The organism is Kineococcus sp. DHX-1, from assembly GCF_042473625.1.
Classification (GTDB): Bacteria; Actinomycetota; Actinomycetes; order Actinomycetales; family Kineococcaceae; genus Kineococcus.
Map to the genome: position 1 here is coordinate 4,013,287 of NZ_CP170445.1, position 16,201 is coordinate 4,029,487.

The following is a 16,201-nucleotide window of genomic DNA, read 5'->3' on the forward strand; positions in this document are numbered from 1 at the left end:
GGCGGGGGTCCCTGCTCGTGCCGTCGAGGCGACGACCGACGCAACGCGCGGAACTGACACGGGGCCGGTGGTGGACGCTTGTCCACCACCGGCCCCGGAAGGTCAGCCGAGCTGCTTGTTCACGTCCGGATCACTGACCGGCGGGCGCCTGCGGCAGGGACGGCAGCGACGGCAGGTCCGTCGGCAGCTCGATGCCGGGGGCATCCGAGGTCTGCGTCGGCGCCGGCTGGGTGGGGCTCGGCGCCGGCGGGGCGCCGGAGCTGCGGGTGATCGTGATGGTCGCGCCGGCCGCGGCGGACCGGGCGCTCTGCGAAGCGATGAGACCCGCGGCGACGCTCGACGACTGGACCCGTCCGCTGGCCACCGAGACCTGGAAGCCGGCGGCCTGGAGGGCCGACGTGGCGGAGGACACACTGCGACCCACGACGTTCGGGACGCGGATCTTGCCGTCGACGGTGGTTGTCTTGAGGCCGTCGTTCGTGCCGTCGGTGAACGTCTCCTTGGGCGCGTTGAGCGCCTCGAGCGACGGTCCCACGGCGTTGGCCCAGATGGGACCGGGGATCGTGGCGCCGAACACCCGGCCCACGCGACGGCCGTTGATGCGCGCGTAGTTCAGCGACTTCACGCCCTGGTGGTGCCCGACCCAGACGGCCCCGGCCATCTGCGGGGTGTAGGCGGCGAACCAGATGTTCTGGCTGTCGTTCGTCGTCCCCGTCTTCGACGCGACCTGCCGGCCGTCCATGACGCCCTTGCCGACGCCCTTGGCCGTCCCGCTCGTCCAGCCGAGCCGGAGCGCCTCGGTGACGTTGCGGGCGACGTTGACGTCGAGGACCTGCTTGCAGTCCGCCGACGGAACCTGCAGCGGCTTGCCGTTGGTGTCGAGCACCTCGAGGATCGCCGTCGGCTTGCAGAAGTTGCCGTCAGCGGCGAAGGCCGCGTAGGCACCGGCGACCTCGAGCGGGTACACGAGGTTGGTCCCCAGCGTCATCGACGGGTTCTGGTCGAGGTCGAGGTTCTTCTCGCCCGTGAGGAAGTTCTTCGTCGGGGCGGCCTTGTAGACGCCCAGCGACTGCGCGGTGGCCGTGATGTCGCAGATGTCGAGCTGCTTCTCCATCGACATGAAGGCGGTGTTCACGGAGTTCGCGGTGGCCTGCCGGACGGTCATGGCGCCGCCGTTCCCGCCGCCCTCGGAGTTGCTGTACTGGTAGCGACCGCCGCGCAGCTTCTGACCGCAGGCCGTGAAGGCGCTGAACGGGTCGTTCCCCGAGCTGGGGGCGGAGACGCTGGAGTCCAGCGACTTCCCGGACTTCAGCCACGTGGCGAGGGTGAAGGGCTTGAAGGTCGACCCCTGCTGGAACCCGGCCGTGCCCCCCATCGACTGACCGACGTTGTAGTTCAGCGTCGTGACGCCGATCTGGTCCTCGTCCGGCGAGTACGTCGTGTCCTGCGCCATCGCGAGGATCTGGCCGGTACCGGGCTGGACGAAGGACGCCGCGGACCGCACGTCCTGGCCGGGGTTCACCCCGTCGTTGACGGCCTTCTGCGTGATGTTCTGGATGACCGGGTTCAGCGTCGTCTTGATCGTCAGACCACCACGGCGCAGCAAGTTGCGCCGGTCTTCCGGCGTCGCACCGAAGGCCGGGTCGCTCTCGATGACGTGCACGACGTAGTCGCAGAAGTAGGCCGCCGTTCCAGCAGCCAGGCAGCCCTGCCGGCTGGGGTTGGGGTTCAGGCCCACCGGTGCCGCGACGGCCGCGTCGTGCGTCGCCTGGTCGATCTTCCCGAGCTCGAGCATGCGGTTCAGCACGATGTTGCGCCGCTTCACGGAGGCGTCGGGGTACTTCACCGGGTTGTACGCCGCCGGGTTCTGCACCATGCCGGCGAGCAGCGCCGCCTGCGGCAGCGTGAGGTTCGCCGCTGAGGTCGAGAAGTAGTACTGCGCCGCGGCCTCGATGCCGTAGACGTTGTTCTGGAAGTAGGAGACGTTGAGGTAACCGGTGAGGATGTCGTCCTTCGACATCTCCTTCTCGACCCCGATGGCGAGCTTCATCTCGCGCAGCTTGCGGGCGTAGCCGTCGACCCCGTCGGCCTCGACGGCGGCCGCGGCGGCCTGGGAGTCGCCCTGCTGCACGGCCTGCTGCACGAGGACGTTCTTGACGAACTGCTGGGTCAGCGTCGAGGCACCCTGGGTGCTGCCGCCGCCGGCGTTGGACACCAGTGCCCGGACGACGCCCTTGAGGTCCACGGCGCCGTGGCTGTAGAACCGGTCGTCCTCGATGGAGACGATCGCGTCGCGCATCACCGGCGCGATCTGGTCGAAGGAGATCACCGACCGGTTCTGGTCGTAGACCTTCGCCATCGGCGTGCCGTCGGCGTACGTGATCGTCGAGGCCTCGGACAGCGTCTTGTCCCCCAGGTCGCCCGGGAGCTCGTTGAAGATGTCGACGCCCTCGCTCGTCAGGCTCCCCGTCGCGGCGACGGCGGGGACGACGAGCCCGGCGCTGAGCACGCCGCCGGCGGCGCTGACCGCGGCGAACGCGGCGAGCAGGCGGAAGACCGGGCGCCGGGTGTGCTGCGTGGAGCGAGGGGCCATGCCGTCAGGGTAAGCGGAGCAGGTGGGGGCTCGGGAGCGTCCACACGTCCTCCGCACGGTGTGCGCAGGATCGTGACCGGCCCGCGACCCACGCTCCGTTGCGCCACCCGGGGGAGGCCGGACTAGCCCGAAGTGACTACGCGAGTTCGTCACAAGAGGCTCTGGGAGGGCCCGCGCGGCCGACCATACGCTGCGGGGGTGCCCACTCGTGGGCACTCACGGAGATTCACAGGGATCGTTCCGAACCGGGGGGAACCGGGGCCGCTGCGGCCTCCGGCCGGCGAGGACGCTGACGGGAGGGGCCGTCGATGGCGTGGACGTTGGAGTGGGCGAGTCGTGGGGCCTGCAAGGCCAGCACGGCGGACGACCTGTTCGTGCAGGGTTCGGCGCAGAACCGTGCGAAGCAGATCTGCGGCGGGTGCCCCGTGCGCACCGAGTGCCTGGCCGACGCACTGGACAGCCGGATCGAGTTCGGCGTCTGGGGCGGCATGACCGAGCGTGAACGCCGCGCGCTGCTCAAGCGCCGACCGAACGTGCAGTCCTGGCGCCGCCTGCTCGAGACCGCCCGCGACGCCGCGCTGAGCACCGCGGCGGGCGAGGTCACGGGGTCGGGCACGACGTCGCCGGACCAGGCGCCGGAGTCGGCGAAGGTCGTCGCCGCCGTCTGACGACGGGTCGGGGACGGGACCCCTGGGTCGTGTCGGGGGCGGCCACTACGGTGGCCGCCATGACCACCTGGGAGTACGCGACCGTCCCGCTGATCGTCCACGCGACGAAGCAGATCCTCGACCAGTGGGGCAGTGACGGCTGGGAGCTCGTCCAAGTCGTCACCGGGCCCGACGGCAACGGCCTCGTCGCCTACCTGAAGCGGCCCAAGCAGTGACCGCCCCGTCCGTGAGCGCGTCGCAGCGCCTCGCCGATCTGGGGCTGACGCTGCCCGAGGTCGCCGCGCCGGTGGCCTCGTACGTGCCGGCCGTCCGCGACGGCGACCTCGTCCTGACGTCCGGGCAGCTCCCGTTCGTCGACGGGCAGCTCGCCGTCACCGGCAAGGTCGGCGCGGACGTCGACGCGGACACGGCCCAGCAGCTGGCGGCGACGTGCGCGCTGAACGCCATCGCGGCGGCCGCGAGCGTCGCCGGCGGCGTCGACGCCATCGAACGCGTCGTCAAGGTCGTCGGCTTCGTCGCCAGCGCCCCCTCCTTCACGGGTCAGCCCGGGGTCGTCAACGGCGCCTCGAACCTGCTGCAGGACGTCTTCGGCGACGCCGGTCAGCACGCGCGCAGCGCCGTCGGGGTCGCGGTCCTGCCGCTCGACTCCCCCGTCGAGGTCGAGATCACGGTGCGTGTCCGGTCCTGAGGTGTGGACAGGTGGTCCGGTCACCGACCGGGCCACCTGCGTCCTGGAGGACAACGCCGGCCCGATGACCCTGGACGGCACCAACACCTGGGTGCTGTCGTCGCCCGGGTCGGGCGAGGCCGTCGTGGTGGACCCGGGCGAGGACGACCCGGCCCACCGGGCCGCGGTCGCCACCGTCCTCGCCGGGCGCCGGGTGGCGCTGGTCGTCGGGACGCACCGGCACCACGACCACGTCGGCGGGATGGACGCGTTCCTGGCCGAGCACCCCGCCCCCGTCGTCCGCGAGGCCGGGACGCACGAGGTCGCCGGCCTGCGCCTGCAGGTCCTGGCCACCCCCGGCCACACGTCGGACTCGGTCTGCGTGCTGCTCGACACCGGCGAGCTGCTCACGGGCGACACCCTGCTCGGCCGCGGCAGCACGGTCATCGCGACCGGCCACCAGCAGGGCGTCGACCAGGGCGGGGACCTCGGCGACTACCTGCGCTCCCTCGACCTGCTGCTCTCCCTGGACGCCGACGTCGTCCTGCCCGGTCACGGGCCCGTCGTCCGGGACCCGCGGGCCGCGCTGACGACGCAGCGGCAGCACCGGCTGGACCGTCTGGAGCAGGTGCGCCGGGCCCTCGCGGCCGGTCACCGCGGCGTCGACGACGTCCTCGTCGCCGTCCACGGCGAGCTCGAGAGCACACTGAAGTGGGCTGCGGCGCAGTCGATCAGGGCCCAGCTGGACTTCCTCGCCCAGCAGCCCTGAACGGTGTCAGCGCGCGCGCTTGGCCAGCCGCTCGACGTCGTGCAGGACGACGGCCCGCGCTTCCAGCCGCAGCCAGCCGCGGGAGGCGAAGTCGGCGAGCGCCTTGTTGACCGTCTCGCGGGAGGCGCCGACCAGCTGGGCGAGCTCCTCCTGCGTGAGGTCGTGCGCGACGAGCAGACCGTCCGCGATGGGCCGGCCGAAGCGGCGGGACAGGTCCAGCAGGGCCTTGGCGACGCGACCGGGCACGTCGGTGAAGACGAGGTCGGCCAGGGCGACGTTCGTCCGCCGCAGGCGCTGGGCCAGGGCGCGCAGCAGGTGGCGCGCGACCTCGGGGCGGCGCGCCAGCCAGCGCAGCATGTCGTCGTGGCCCAGGGCGATGAGCTCGGACTCGGAGACCGCGCGGGCCGAGCTGGTGCGTGGTCCGGGGTCGAAGAGCGACAGCTCGCCGAACATCTCCCCCGGCCCGAGCACGGCCAGGAGGTTCTCCCGGCCGTCGGGCCAGCTGCGGACGAGCTTGATCTTGCCGGTGCGGATCACGTAGACGCGGTCGCCGGCCTCACCCTCGCCGAACAGCTGCTGCCCGCGGTCCAGGTGGACCGACTCCATCGACTCCAGCAGTTCGCCGGCCGCCTCGTCGTCCAGGGCGGCGAACAGGGGCGCCCTGCGGACCACGTCACCGAGCCGGTCGCCGGCACGTTCGAGGGGACGATCGACGTCCGTCCCGCGCTCGACCTCGTGCTCCACGAACGACCTCCCGTGCCGCGTCCTGCCAGTCCCGTGACGCGCGTCACCCGGACACGCGCGGAGACAGTCTGCCCCACCGCGACCGGAAGTGACCGTCGAGGCCGTCCCCCCTCAGGGGGCCGCGGTCCCGAAGAGCGTGCGGCACCGCTCGGCCAGCACGTCCGTCGCGACGGCCAGCTCGGCGAGGAGCGCGTTCTCGTACTCGGTCAACCTGATCTGCGCGTCCGACAGCTCGCGCAGCTGCTCCGGCAGGCCCCCGCCGCGTATCGGGCGGTCCAGCAGCAGCAGGCCGCGCAGCCCCTCGGCCGGGTCCAGCGCCGCCAGCGCCGGCTCGAGGTGGTGCTCCAGCGGCCCGCCGTGGGTGGCGGCCTCGACCGGCACGTGCAGCTCCTCGGGCCCGCAGGCGGTCGCGACGAGCAGGTCGCGGCGGGCGCGGACGAGGCGGTGCCAGTGCTGGACGCGGCGGACCTCCTCCTGCAGCAGCGCGCGGCGACGGCGCAGCGCGGGCAGCGGCAGCTCGGCCAGCTCCACGCGGACGGCCCGGCGGCAGCTCAGCTCGTCGGCGGCCTCGAGCACGCCCGACAGGACGGGCTCCAACCGGCCGTCCAACGCCTCGGGCGAGAGGAGGGCGGGCAGGTCGGGGGACTCGGGATCGCGCGGTGCCATGACAGCCGTGTCGTCGCAGGTCGGAGGGCTCTTGACGGACCATCACCCTCCCGGTGGTGTGCCGTCACCCGTCGGGAGTCCGTCCGGCGTGCCTGGTGACGGCGCGTGTCGTGGGGCGCCCGTAGGCTCGCCACGGTGAGCACGCTGGTGGAGACGCAACTGGCCCGGACCCGCCGCGCCCGGCGTGTGCACCGGCTGCTGGCCCAGCGCTACCCCGACGCCCACTGCGAGCTCGACTTCACGACCCCGTTCGAGCTGCTCGTCGCGACCGTCCTGTCCGCCCAGTGCACCGACCGGCGCGTCAACCAGGTCACGCCCGCGCTCTTCGCCCGCTTCCCGACGGCGGCGGCGATGGCCGCCGCCGACCGGACCGAGCTGGAGACGCTCGTCCAGCCGACCGGGTTCTTCCGCGCCAAGGCCGACAACCTCCTCAAGCTGTCCGCGCAGCTCGTCGCCGAGCACGACGGGCTCGTCCCGCCGCGCCAGCGCGACCTCGTCCGGCTGGCCGGAGTCGGGCGCAAGACGGCCAACGTCGTCCTCGGCGACGCCTTCGGCGTGCCCGGCCTGACCGTCGACACCCACGTCGGCCGGCTGTCCCGCCGGCTCGGCTTCACCACCCACGAGGACCCGGTGAAGGTGGAGACGGACCTCGCGGCGCTCATCCAGCGCAAGGACTGGACGATGTTCAACCACCGGGTGATCTTCCACGGCCGACGCACCTGCCACAGCCGGCGACCGGCGTGCGGGGCCTGCCCGGTGCTGCGGTTGTGCCCGTCCGGTGGGATCGGGGAGATGGACCCGGTCAAGGCCGCCGCGCTCGTCAAGCAGCCGGCGCTCGCGTGAGCGGCGCCCTGCCGCCGTGGCTGGCTCCGCTGGCCTCACGCCTGCCGGGTGTGACGGCCGCCGACCTGCAGTGGCGGGAGGACCGCCGCCTCGCGGGGACCTCGACGCCCGCCGCGGTCCTCGTGCTCCTGGGTGACGGCCCGTCCGGACCCGAGGTCCTGCTCACCGAACGCGCTGGCACGCTGCGTCAGCACTCCGGCCAGGTGGCGTTCCCCGGCGGCCGCGCCGACCCCGGCGACGCGGACGCCGCCGCCACCGCGCTGCGCGAGGCGACCGAGGAGACCGGGCTCGCCGTCGCAGGCGTCGACGTCCTCGGGGAGCTGCCGCCCCTCGGGCTGGCGCACTCCGGCCACCGCGTCACCCCCGTCGTGGCGCACTGGCGGGAGCGCGGGCCCGTCGGCGTCGTCGACCCCTCGGAGGTGGCGCGCGTCGAGAGCGTCCCGCTGGCCGAGCTGTTCGCGGCCGAGCGGCGGCTGCGCGGACCGGGGGGCTACACCGGGCCGGCCTTCGCGGTCCACGGGCTGCTCGTGTGGGGGTTCACGGCGGAGGTGCTCGTGCGGGTCCTCGACCTCGGCGGCCTGCGTCCGCCGCCCCCCGTCGACGCGCAGACGATCACCCTCGACGAGGCGCTGCAGTGGGCGGGGGCGAGCGCGTGACCGGCTCCGACGTCCTCGACCTCGTCCTGCTCCTCCTGCTGCTCGCCCAGGTCGTCGCCGGGTACCGCGAGGGGTTCCTCGTCGGGGTGGCGAGCCTGCTGGGCCTCGTCGGCGGGGCGGCCCTCGGTGTGGTCTTCCTGCCGTCCGTCGTCAGCGGCTGGGAGACGGGGCTGCAGCGGACGCTGGCGGTGGTGCTGGGGACGGTCGCGCTCGCCGTGGTCGGCCGCGTCGTGCTGGGGCTGGTGGCGGCGCGGATCCGGTCCGTCGTGCGGTGGAAGCCCGCGAGGGTGCTCGACGCCCTGCTCGGCGCGGTGGCGTCGGCCGTCGCGACGCTGCTGGTCCTGTGGGTCGTCGCGGGCGCGGCGCGGCAGGCGCCGCTGCCGTCGGTCGTGCAGGCCGTGACGGGGTCCCGCGTCGTCGCGGCCACCGACCGGGTCGTGCCGCCCGCCGCCGACGACCTGCTCACCCGGTTCTGGTCCGCCGCGCAGGCCAGCGGCTTCCCGCGGGTCTTCACCGGCCTGGACCCCGAACCCATCGCGCCCGTCGAGGCGCCCGACGGGCAGGCGCCACAGGCCCTGCAGCAGCCCCTCGCGGTCGTCGTGAAGATCACCGGTGTCGCCGAGAGCTGCCAGCGCGGCCTCGAGGGCAGCGGGTTCGTCGCCGCCCGCCTCGGTGACGACGCCCGCGTCGTGACGAACGCGCACGTCGTCGCGGGTGTCACCGACCCCGTCGTGCAGCCGGGTGGGTCGTCGCGGCGCTACCCGGCGACCGTCGTCGCGTTCGACCCCGGCCGCGACCTCGCGGTCCTCGACGTCCCCGGTCTCGACGTCGCTCCCCTGCCCCGGGCCGACCAGCTGTCCGCCGGGGACGCGGCCGTCGTCGCCGGCTACCCGCTCGACGGCCCCTACCGCGCCGAGCCCGCGCGGATCCGGCAGGTGCTGCAGGCCCAGGGCCGCGACATCTTCGACACGTCCGACGTGCTGCGCGAGGTCTACTCCGTCTACGCGACCGTGCAGCCGGGCAACTCCGGTGGGCCGCTGCTCACCGCGGACGGCCGCGTGGCGGGCGTCGTGTTCGCCAAGTCGCTCGACGACGCGAACACCGGGTACGCCCTGACGCCGCGCGAGCTGGACGCCGTCCTGGCCGCCGCGGGCTCGCGCACCGACGCCGTGGGGACCGGGGGCTGCGCGCGGGAGTGACCGCGCGGCCAGGGGTGGAGTCGTTGACGCATCGCGCTCGGCCTCAGAGCCGAATGCTGGAGCCAGCGCGCCAGCGCTGGACAGCGAGCCCACCCCGGGGTCGCCGGCCCGATGGGCTCGCAGCGTCGACGGGCTCACCAGTTGAGCCGGCTGCTGGAGCCAGCGCGCCAGCGCTGGACAACGATCCCGACCCCCGACGCCCCACCTCACCAGCGGGCGAGCCACCCGGCGAGCAGGGAGGCGAGGCGGTCGGGGGCCTCCTCGGGCACGTAGTGCCCGACGCCGGGCACCTCCTCGAGGCGGTGCGGGCCGCGGGCGAAGCGGGCGCCGGCCTCGAGGGTCGCGCGGGAGACGGTGGGGTCGAGCTCGCCGCGCACCTGCAGGACGGGCACGTCGGTGCCGTCGCGGAGGGCCGCGGCGAAGCGGCGGCCGTCGGCGCGGACGGCGGACCGGGCGATCCAGCGGTGGTACTCCAGCGCCGAGTGGGCGACGAAGGGGACGCGGACGGCCTCGCGGTAGCGGGCGACGTCCTCGTCGCCGGGCCAGCCGGGGCCGGAGCGCTCGCGCAGGACGCGGGCGACGCCGTCGCCGTGGAGCAGGGACCGTTCGGGCAGCGCCGGCAGCTGCCGGGCCAGGGCGGTGCGGGTCGCGGCCAGGCCCGTGGGTTCACTGAGGCGGTCGCGCAGCACGTGCCGGGTCAGGAGGGGGTGGCCGGCGCCGACGGCGATGACGCCGCGGACCTGGTCGGGGTGCAGGGAGGGCAGGGCCCAGGCGGTCCGGCCGCCGATGCCGAGGCCCACGACGACGGCGTCGCGTTCCCCGAGGGCCCGCACGACGGCGGCCACGTCGGCCGCGGAGGTCGGGGTGTCGTACCCGCGCGGAGGCTTGTCGGAGGCGCCGTAGCCGCGCAGGTCCATCGCGACGGTGCGGTAGCCGGCCGAGGCGAGAGCGACGAGCTGGGCGCGCCAGGCCCACCAGAACTGCGGGAAGTCGTGCAGGAGCAGGACGAGCGGCCCCTCACCGAGCTCGGCGACGTGGAACCGCGCTCCGTGCGCCGCCACGAGGCGGTGCCGCCACGGACCCTCGACCAGGACGGCCGAGACGTCGGTGGCGGCCGCTCGCGTAGCGGGCCGGTCGCTCAGTGCCGGCTCAGTGCCCGATGCCGCGGGCGTCGGGACGCCCGGTGATGGTCTTGGAGACGGGCTTGCCGGTCGCCGCGGCCTTGATGGCGGCGATGCTCTCCTTGGACGTGCGGATGGTGCGCTCGGGCGGGCGGACCTGCTTGATGCGCCCGAAGCCGATGCCCGCGGCGATGCCGGCGACGACGAGCATCGCGGCGGCGACGACGAGGAAGCTCAGCCAGACGTCCCAGCCGGCGCCCTCGTGCAGGGCGAACGCGACCGTGATCCCGAGGAAGACGAAGGCGACGAAGCCGAAGAGCCCGGCGACGGCGAAGAGGGCGCCACCGAAGGCGCCGTTCTTGACGTCGGCGGTGATCTCGGCCTTGGCGAGCGCGATCTCGTAGCGGACGAGCTCGGTCATGTCCTTCGTCGCGTCGGCGACGAGCTGACCGATCGTGCGCTCGGGTGCGCCGACACCGCGGTCGTTCAGGGTGGTCATCGAGATCCTCCTAGGCCCGGTCGCGCTACCCGCGCAGGAGACGGGGCGCCGGGGAGAACCCTAGGAGCACCGGTCGGGCCGTGCACCGCCAGGGTGAGCGCGTCGCCGTCGGCGGGGGGACCGACGGCGACGCAGGGGTCGCTCTCGTACAGGGGGACGAGCGACGACCAGGACGACCCTACGGCTCTCAACCTCTTTCCGGCGGCGTTCTCACGAACGGGACGCATCCGCAGACCGGAATCCCCCGTTCGGAGCAACGGACGCGCTCTCAGCCCACCGGCCGCCACCGCGACAGCAACGCCCGGTGGTCGCTGCCGGGCAGCGTCTCGACGCGCGATCCCACCGCCCGCCAACGGTTCCCGTCGGCCAGCGCGTGGTCGATCGTCGCGCCGAGCAGAGCGGAGTGCCCGGCCGGCCAGGTGCCCCGCGCCCCGGTGCCCGTCTGCTCCCCCGCGTCGACGCAGGACCCGCGCAGGTGCAGCCCGGGGTGGTCCAGGGTCGCGTTGAGGTCGCCCGCCAGGAGCGCCCCGGGCGTGCGTACGCACCAGTCGGCGACGGCCTGCACCTCGACGGCCCACGGCGCGAGGAGCTCGGGCACGGGCGCAGCGGTGTGGGCCGCGGCCAGCACCGGTCCCTGCCCGGACACCGGCGCCGCCGTGACGACCGCCTTGACCCCGTCGGTCAGCTCCCCGGTCGCCCGGTACTCCCCCAGCCGGTCCGCGACGAGCAGCGCCGTCCCAAAGCGGCCGTCGCGGTCGTCGCGGAAGAACACCTGCACGCCGGCGCCCGTGGCCCTCTCGATGCGGGTGGCGACGTCGTCGGCGTACTCACGGGTCGACTCCGGCAGGGAGACGACGTCGGCCCGGCCGTCGACGGCGAGGCGGGCCACACCCTCGCGGTCGGCGCGGGCGAGGAAGACGTTGGCGGCCAGGACCGTGACGTCCCCGGTGCGGGCGGCGGGCAGCTCACCGGCGGACACCCCGCGGACGAACGTCGTCCCGAGGGACCCGGCGGCGGCCAGGGCCAGGGCCGTCGCCGCGGGCAGCGTGCGCCGCCACCGCAGACCGGTCAGACCCGTGAGCACCGCGAGACCGGCGAGGCCGAGCCCGACGGGCACCCGGAACGGCACCGTCCAGACGAAGGGGCGCTCCCCGGCCAGGCCGAACCAGTCCGGTGCGCCCACGACGGCCGCTCCGGCGGCCACGACCCCGGTCGCCACGACGGTCCCGGCGAGGGCGGCGGCGCTGCGGGGACGGGGTTCGCGGGGCACCTCTCCACACTGACGCACCCCCTGCCCCGACGCGCCGGTCGGAGGAGGGGGTGCGGTGGAGGTGGTGGGTCAGTCCTGGGCGGTGGCGCCCATCCCCGCCGAGATGGCGTCCATCACCGAGGAGTCGGTGAGCGTGGTGACGTCCCCGGGCTTGCGGTGCTCGGCGACGTCGCGCAGGAGGCGGCGCATGATCTTGCCCGACCGCGTCTTGGGCAGCTCCGCGACGACCATGATCGACTTGGGCTTGGCGATGGGGCCGATCTCCTTCGCCACGTGGTTGCGCAGGTCGGCGACGGTGTCCGGACCCTGCTCGTGCCCGCCGCGCAGGATGACGAAGGCGACGACGGCCTGGCCGGTCGTCTCGTCGGTGGCGCCGACGACCGCGGCCTCGGCGACGTCGGGGTGGGAGACGAGCGCGGACTCGATCTCGGCCGTGGACAACCGGTGCCCGGAGACGTTCATGACGTCGTCGACGCGGCCGAGCAGCCAGATGTCGCCGTCGTCGTCGCGCTTGGCGCCGTCGCCGGCGAAGTAGCGGCCGGGGAACCGCGACCAGTACGTGTCCTTGAACCGCTGCTCGTCGCCCCAGATCCCGCGCAGCATCGCCGGCCACGGTTCGGTGAGGACGAGGTAGCCGGTCTGGCCGGGCCCGACGGGCTCGCCCGCGTCGTCGACGACCTCGGCCACGATGCCCGGCAGCGGCACCTGCGCCGACCCCGGCTTCAGGGCGGTGACACCGGGCAGCGGGGCGATCATCTGCGCGCCGGTCTCGGTCTGCCACCAGGTGTCCGCGATGGGCGTGCGGTCCGAGCCGATGACGCGGCGGTACCAGTTCCACGCCTCGGGGTTGATGTTCTCCCCGACGCTGCCCAGGACGCGCAGCGAGGACAGGTCGTGCTTGGCGGGGTGCTCCTCGCCCCACTTCATGCAGGTGCGGATCGCCGTCGGCGCGGTGTAGAGGACGGTGACCCCGTACTTCTCGACGATGGACCACCATCGGTCCTTGTCGGGGGTGTCCGGGGTGCCCTCGTAGACGACCTGGGTCAGGCCGTTCGCCAGCGGGCCGTAGACGATGTAGCTGTGGCCGGTGACCCAGCCGATGTCGGCGGTGCACCAGTAGACGTCGCGCTCGGGCTTGACGTCGAACACGTTCTTCGTCGTGTACGCGGTCTGGACGAGGTACCCGCCGGAGGTGTGCAGGATCCCCTTGGGTTTGCCCGTCGTGCCCGAGGTGTAGAGGACGAACAACGGGTTCTCGGCGTCGAACGCCTCCGCCTCGTGCTGCGGCGCAGCAGCTTCCAGCGCCTCGTGCCACCACACGTCGCGGCCCTCGACCCAGTCGACGTCTTCGCCGTTGCGGCGGACGACGAGGACGTTCGTGACGCTCGGCGCCCCCTTGGCCAGGGCGGCGTCCACGGCGGGCTTGAGCGTGGTGGGCTTGCCGCGGCGGTAGGAGCCGTCGCAGGTGATGACGAGCTTGGCCTCGGCGTCGTTGATGCGGGAGTTCAGCGCGTCGGCGGAGAAACCCCCGAACACGACCGAGTGCGCCGCCCCGAGCCGCGCGCACGCGAGCATCGCGACGACGGACTCGACGAGCATCGGCAGGTAGATCGCGACGCGGTCACCGGCCTGCACGCCCAGGGCCTGCAGCGCGTTCGCGGCGCGCTGGACCTGCTCGTGCAGTTCGGCGTACGTGACGGCGCGGGTGTCGCCGGGTTCGCCCTCGAAGTGCAGCGCGACGCGGTCGCCGTTGCCGGCCTCGACGTGGCGGTCGACGCAGTTCACCGCGACGTTCAGCCTGCCGCCCACGAACCACTTCGCGAACGGGGCGCCCGACCAGTCCAGGACGTCGGTGAAGTCGGTGTCCCACGTGACGTTCTCGCGGGCCTGCTCGGCCCAGAACCCGAGACGGTCGGCCGCGGCCCGCTCGTAGAGGTCGGCCTGGGCGACGGCCTGGGCCGCGAACTCGGGGCTCGGCGGCACGGTGGCCTGGGTCGTCGACTGGTCCTGCGGCGTGCTCACGGACGTCCTCCTCGACAGCCTGCTCTCGCGGGTACGCGACGAGGTTAGCCGTCGACGGTTGCGGGCGCGTTGCGGGTCGTCCGCGCAGGAATCCGCCGTCGCGCTGAACGCCGCCGGCGCGAGCCGCGTACACACCCCCGACCCGGCCCCCGCCGGGTCCGGACCACCCCGACCAGCAGGAGGAACCCCGTGCGACCCCGTACCGCGATCACCGCCGCAGCCGCCGCCATCGCCCTCGTCGGCCTGGGCTCCACCACCGCCTCCGCCACCGGCGGCGGATCGGGCCACGGGCGCAGCGACGCGCCCCGCGCCGTCGGCCTCGTCGACGGCACCCGCCTCGTCACGTTCTCCACCGCCACCGCGGGCGCCGTGAAGACGACGGGCACCCTGAAGGGCCTGAGCGGTGACACGAAGCTCGTCGGCATCGACGCCCGGATCCAGGACAAGCAGGTCTACGGCGTCGGCGACCGGGGCGGCGTCTACCGCCTCGACGTCCACGCCGCGCAGGCCAGCAAGGTGCTGCAGCTGACCGTCCCGTTGCAGGGCAGCGCGTTCGGCGTCGACTTCAACCCCGTCGCCAACGCCCTGCGGATCGTCTCCGACAGCGGGCAGAACCTGCGGCAGTCCTTCGCCCGCACCGACGCCGGCTACCCCGCCACCGTCGCCGACACGCCCTTGACGACGCCGCCCACGGCCGGCACGACCACCGGCGTCACCGCCGCGGCCTACACGAACAACGACACCGACCCGGCCACCGCGACGACGCTGTTCGTCATCGGCACGAAGGACGACGTCGTCGCGGTGCAGTCCCCGGCGAACTCGGGCACGCTCGCGCCCACCGGCAAGCTCGGCGTCGACGTCTCCGGGAGCGTCGGCTTCGACATCACCGGCACCACCGGGTACCTCGCGGTCCCCTCGACGAAGGACTCGGCGAAGGGCTCGCAGCTGTACCGGGTCTCGCTCCTGACGGGGGCGGCGACGCCGGTCGGGACGATCGACGCGAAGGTCACCGACCTGGCGCTGCGCCTGTCCTGACACCGTCCTGAGACGGACGGACGCCGGGTCCGGCGGGCTGAGGGGGTCTGCCGGACCCGGCCCCGGCGGGGTGAGCAGGACGGACGGAGGAGCATGGGACGGCGCCAGGGACGGCGCGGCGGCTCGACGGTGCAGGACGACGCGAGCCGGGCCGACGGACTGCGGGACGAGGCCGACGTCGCGCGCGCCTACGCGGCGCACGGGGCGGAGCTGTACCGCTTCGCGCTGCGCGGGCTCGGTGACGCGGCGGCCGCGCAGGACGTCGTGCAGGAGACGTTCCTGCGCGCCTGGCGGGCGGCGGACCGCTACGACCCGGCGCTCGCGAGCCTGCGGGTCTGGCTGTTCGCCATCGCCCGCAACACCCTGCTCGACCACGTGCGGGCGGCGGGGGCGCGACCCTGGCAGGGTGCGCTGGTGGCGGACGTCACCGACCTCAGCGACGGGACCCCCGGGGCCGTCGGCGGGGACCCCGGCGAGGACGTCCTGCGGGGCTGGGTGGTCGAGGAGGCGTTGCGGCGGCTGTCCCCGGAGCACCGGACGGCGGTCGTCGAGACGTACCTGCGGGACCGGCCGCCCGCCGAGGTGGCGGCCGAGCTGGGGGTGCCCGTGGGGACGGTCCGCAGCCGCGTCTTCTACGGGCTGAAGGCGTTGCGGGTGGCGATGGACGAGATGGGGGTGGAGCCGTGAGCGAGGAGCAGGGTGAGCACCGGGAGCTGCGCGAGCTGCTGGGGATGCACGCCCTCGGCATGACGGCTCCGGTCGACGCCGCCCGGGTGCAGGCCCACCTCGACGGGTGCGCGGACTGCCGCGCCGAGCTCGCCGAGCTGGAACCGCTGCGCGCGGACCTGCGCCTCGTCGACCCCGACCGGCTGCCGGGCGAGGCGGCACCGCCCCGGGAGCTGGGCGACCGCGTGCTGGCCGCCGTCCGGCAGGAGTCGGTGCTGCGCGACCGCCGGGAACGGCGCGCATCCAGGACGCGGCGGCTGCGCGCCTCCCTCGTCCCCGCGGCCGCCGCGGTCGTGGCGGCCGGCGTCGCCACCGGCGTCACCTGGCAGGTCGCGACCCGCGACCCCGCACCCGCGGTGGCCGTCGAGGAGCTGCCGCTGACCGTCGTCGCCTCGGGCGTGCGGGCCGACGCGCCCGCCGTCGTGGTGCCGCACACGTGGGGGGTGGAGGTGACGTTCGAGGCGTCCGGCTTCGCCGCCGGACGGACCTACCGCGCCGTCGTGCGCACCGCCGACGGCGCGACGCGGCCGGCCGGGGAGTTCCTCGGAGTCGGGGCGGGGGAGCTGACGTGCGACATGCAGGCCGCCGTCCTGCGCGACGACGCGACGGGGTTCGAGGTGCTCGACGACGCCGGCGCGACCGTCCTCACCCTGCCGCTCCCCCGCGCCTAGGCCAACGACCTTGACGACTTGAGCCTGGTTTTCGCCTTCTTGTTAAACCTGG

At 74.2% G+C, this 16,201-nt stretch carries 17 protein-coding genes; 10 read left to right on the top strand and 7 right to left on the bottom strand.

Features of this window, described 5'->3' with window-relative positions; translation table 11 throughout:
- Positions 1 to 130 precede the first annotated feature (130 nt).
- Positions 131 to 2,593 (bottom strand): transglycosylase domain-containing protein, encoded by a 2,463-nt coding sequence (locus ACFEMC_RS19285; RefSeq protein WP_380171117.1) that lies wholly within the window; start codon positions 2,591 to 2,593, stop codon positions 131 to 133.
- Positions 2,594 to 2,901: 308 nt separating this feature from the next.
- Here ACFEMC_RS19285 and ACFEMC_RS19290 point away from each other — a divergent pair, with 308 nt between their 5' ends.
- Genes ACFEMC_RS19290 through ACFEMC_RS19305 form a run of 4 tightly spaced genes read left to right on the top strand, consistent with a single transcriptional unit; the run spans position 2,902 to position 4,697 of the window.
- Entirely contained in the window at positions 2,902 to 3,261 is a 360-nt protein-coding gene (locus tag ACFEMC_RS19290; RefSeq protein WP_380171118.1) for a WhiB family transcriptional regulator, read from the top strand.
- A 59-nt stretch (positions 3,262 to 3,320) separates the two neighbouring features.
- Positions 3,321 to 3,476: a DUF4177 domain-containing protein gene (locus ACFEMC_RS19295; protein WP_146149365.1), complete on the top strand. Its 156-nt coding sequence runs from the start codon at positions 3,321 to 3,323 to the stop codon at positions 3,474 to 3,476.
- Between the two features lie 11 nt (positions 3,477 to 3,487).
- Positions 3,488 to 3,949: a RidA family protein gene (locus tag ACFEMC_RS19300; RefSeq protein ID WP_380171119.1), complete on the top strand. Its 462-nt coding sequence runs from the start codon at positions 3,488 to 3,490 to the stop codon at positions 3,947 to 3,949.
- On the top strand, positions 3,936 to 4,697 hold the full coding sequence (locus ACFEMC_RS19305; RefSeq protein ID WP_380171120.1) for an MBL fold metallo-hydrolase: 762 nt from the start codon (positions 3,936 to 3,938) through the stop codon (positions 4,695 to 4,697). Before ACFEMC_RS19300 ends, ACFEMC_RS19305 begins: the two co-directional genes overlap by 14 nt.
- Before the next feature lie 6 nt (positions 4,698 to 4,703).
- Here the strand turns inward: ACFEMC_RS19305 and ACFEMC_RS19310 are convergent, their stop codons facing one another.
- Positions 4,704 to 5,369 (bottom strand): Crp/Fnr family transcriptional regulator, encoded by a 666-nt coding sequence (locus ACFEMC_RS19310; protein WP_380176881.1) that lies wholly within the window; start codon positions 5,367 to 5,369, stop codon positions 4,704 to 4,706.
- 183 nt (positions 5,370 to 5,552) lie between these two features.
- Complete coding sequence (locus tag ACFEMC_RS19315; protein ID WP_380171121.1) at positions 5,553 to 6,107, bottom strand: hypothetical protein; 555 nt, start codon at positions 6,105 to 6,107, stop codon at positions 5,553 to 5,555.
- A gap of 135 nt (positions 6,108 to 6,242) precedes the next feature.
- Between ACFEMC_RS19315 and nth the strand changes: the two genes are divergently transcribed.
- Genes nth through ACFEMC_RS19330 form a run of 3 tightly spaced genes read left to right on the top strand, consistent with a single transcriptional unit; the run spans position 6,243 to position 8,805 of the window.
- A complete protein-coding gene (gene nth, locus ACFEMC_RS19320; RefSeq protein ID WP_380171122.1) occupies positions 6,243 to 6,950 on the top strand; it encodes an endonuclease III in 708 nt (235 codons plus the stop codon).
- On the top strand, positions 6,947 to 7,606 hold the full coding sequence (locus tag ACFEMC_RS19325; RefSeq protein ID WP_380171123.1) for an NUDIX hydrolase: 660 nt from the start codon (positions 6,947 to 6,949) through the stop codon (positions 7,604 to 7,606). Before nth ends, ACFEMC_RS19325 begins: the two co-directional genes overlap by 4 nt.
- Positions 7,603 to 8,805 (top strand): MarP family serine protease, encoded by a 1,203-nt coding sequence (locus ACFEMC_RS19330; RefSeq protein WP_380171124.1) that lies wholly within the window; start codon positions 7,603 to 7,605, stop codon positions 8,803 to 8,805. The genes ACFEMC_RS19325 and ACFEMC_RS19330 overlap by 4 nt, the downstream gene beginning before the upstream one ends.
- Positions 8,806 to 9,011: 206 nt before the next feature.
- Here ACFEMC_RS19330 and ACFEMC_RS19335 read toward each other — a convergent pair whose 3' ends face one another.
- From ACFEMC_RS19335 to acs, 4 genes are all read right to left on the bottom strand, one after another.
- Positions 9,012 to 9,866: an alpha/beta fold hydrolase gene (locus ACFEMC_RS19335; RefSeq protein WP_380171125.1), complete on the bottom strand. Its 855-nt coding sequence runs from the start codon at positions 9,864 to 9,866 to the stop codon at positions 9,012 to 9,014.
- Between the two features lie 88 nt (positions 9,867 to 9,954).
- The gene (locus ACFEMC_RS19340) at positions 9,955 to 10,425 is read right to left on the bottom strand and encodes a phage holin family protein (RefSeq protein ID WP_380171126.1); all 471 of its coding nucleotides are present in this window, start codon (positions 10,423 to 10,425) and stop codon (positions 9,955 to 9,957) included.
- A gap of 268 nt (positions 10,426 to 10,693) precedes the next feature.
- Complete coding sequence (locus ACFEMC_RS19345; RefSeq protein ID WP_380171127.1) at positions 10,694 to 11,695, bottom strand: endonuclease/exonuclease/phosphatase family protein; 1,002 nt, start codon at positions 11,693 to 11,695, stop codon at positions 10,694 to 10,696.
- A gap of 69 nt (positions 11,696 to 11,764) precedes the next feature.
- Positions 11,765 to 13,717 (bottom strand): acetate--CoA ligase, encoded by a 1,953-nt coding sequence (acs, locus tag ACFEMC_RS19350; RefSeq protein WP_380171128.1) that lies wholly within the window; start codon positions 13,715 to 13,717, stop codon positions 11,765 to 11,767.
- Positions 13,718 to 13,906: 189 nt separating this feature from the next.
- Between acs and ACFEMC_RS19355 the strand changes: the two genes are divergently transcribed.
- From ACFEMC_RS19355 to ACFEMC_RS19365, 3 genes are all read left to right on the top strand, one after another.
- A complete protein-coding gene (locus tag ACFEMC_RS19355) occupies positions 13,907 to 14,752 on the top strand; it encodes a DUF4394 domain-containing protein (protein WP_380171129.1) in 846 nt (281 codons plus the stop codon).
- 93 nt (positions 14,753 to 14,845) lie between these two features.
- Positions 14,846 to 15,439, top strand: a complete 594-nt coding sequence (locus ACFEMC_RS19360; RefSeq protein ID WP_380171130.1) for a sigma-70 family RNA polymerase sigma factor — start codon at positions 14,846 to 14,848, stop codon at positions 15,437 to 15,439.
- The gene (locus ACFEMC_RS19365) at positions 15,436 to 16,149 is read left to right on the top strand and encodes an anti-sigma factor family protein (protein WP_380171131.1); all 714 of its coding nucleotides are present in this window, start codon (positions 15,436 to 15,438) and stop codon (positions 16,147 to 16,149) included. The genes ACFEMC_RS19360 and ACFEMC_RS19365 overlap by 4 nt, the downstream gene beginning before the upstream one ends.
- Positions 16,150 to 16,201 lie beyond the last annotated feature (52 nt).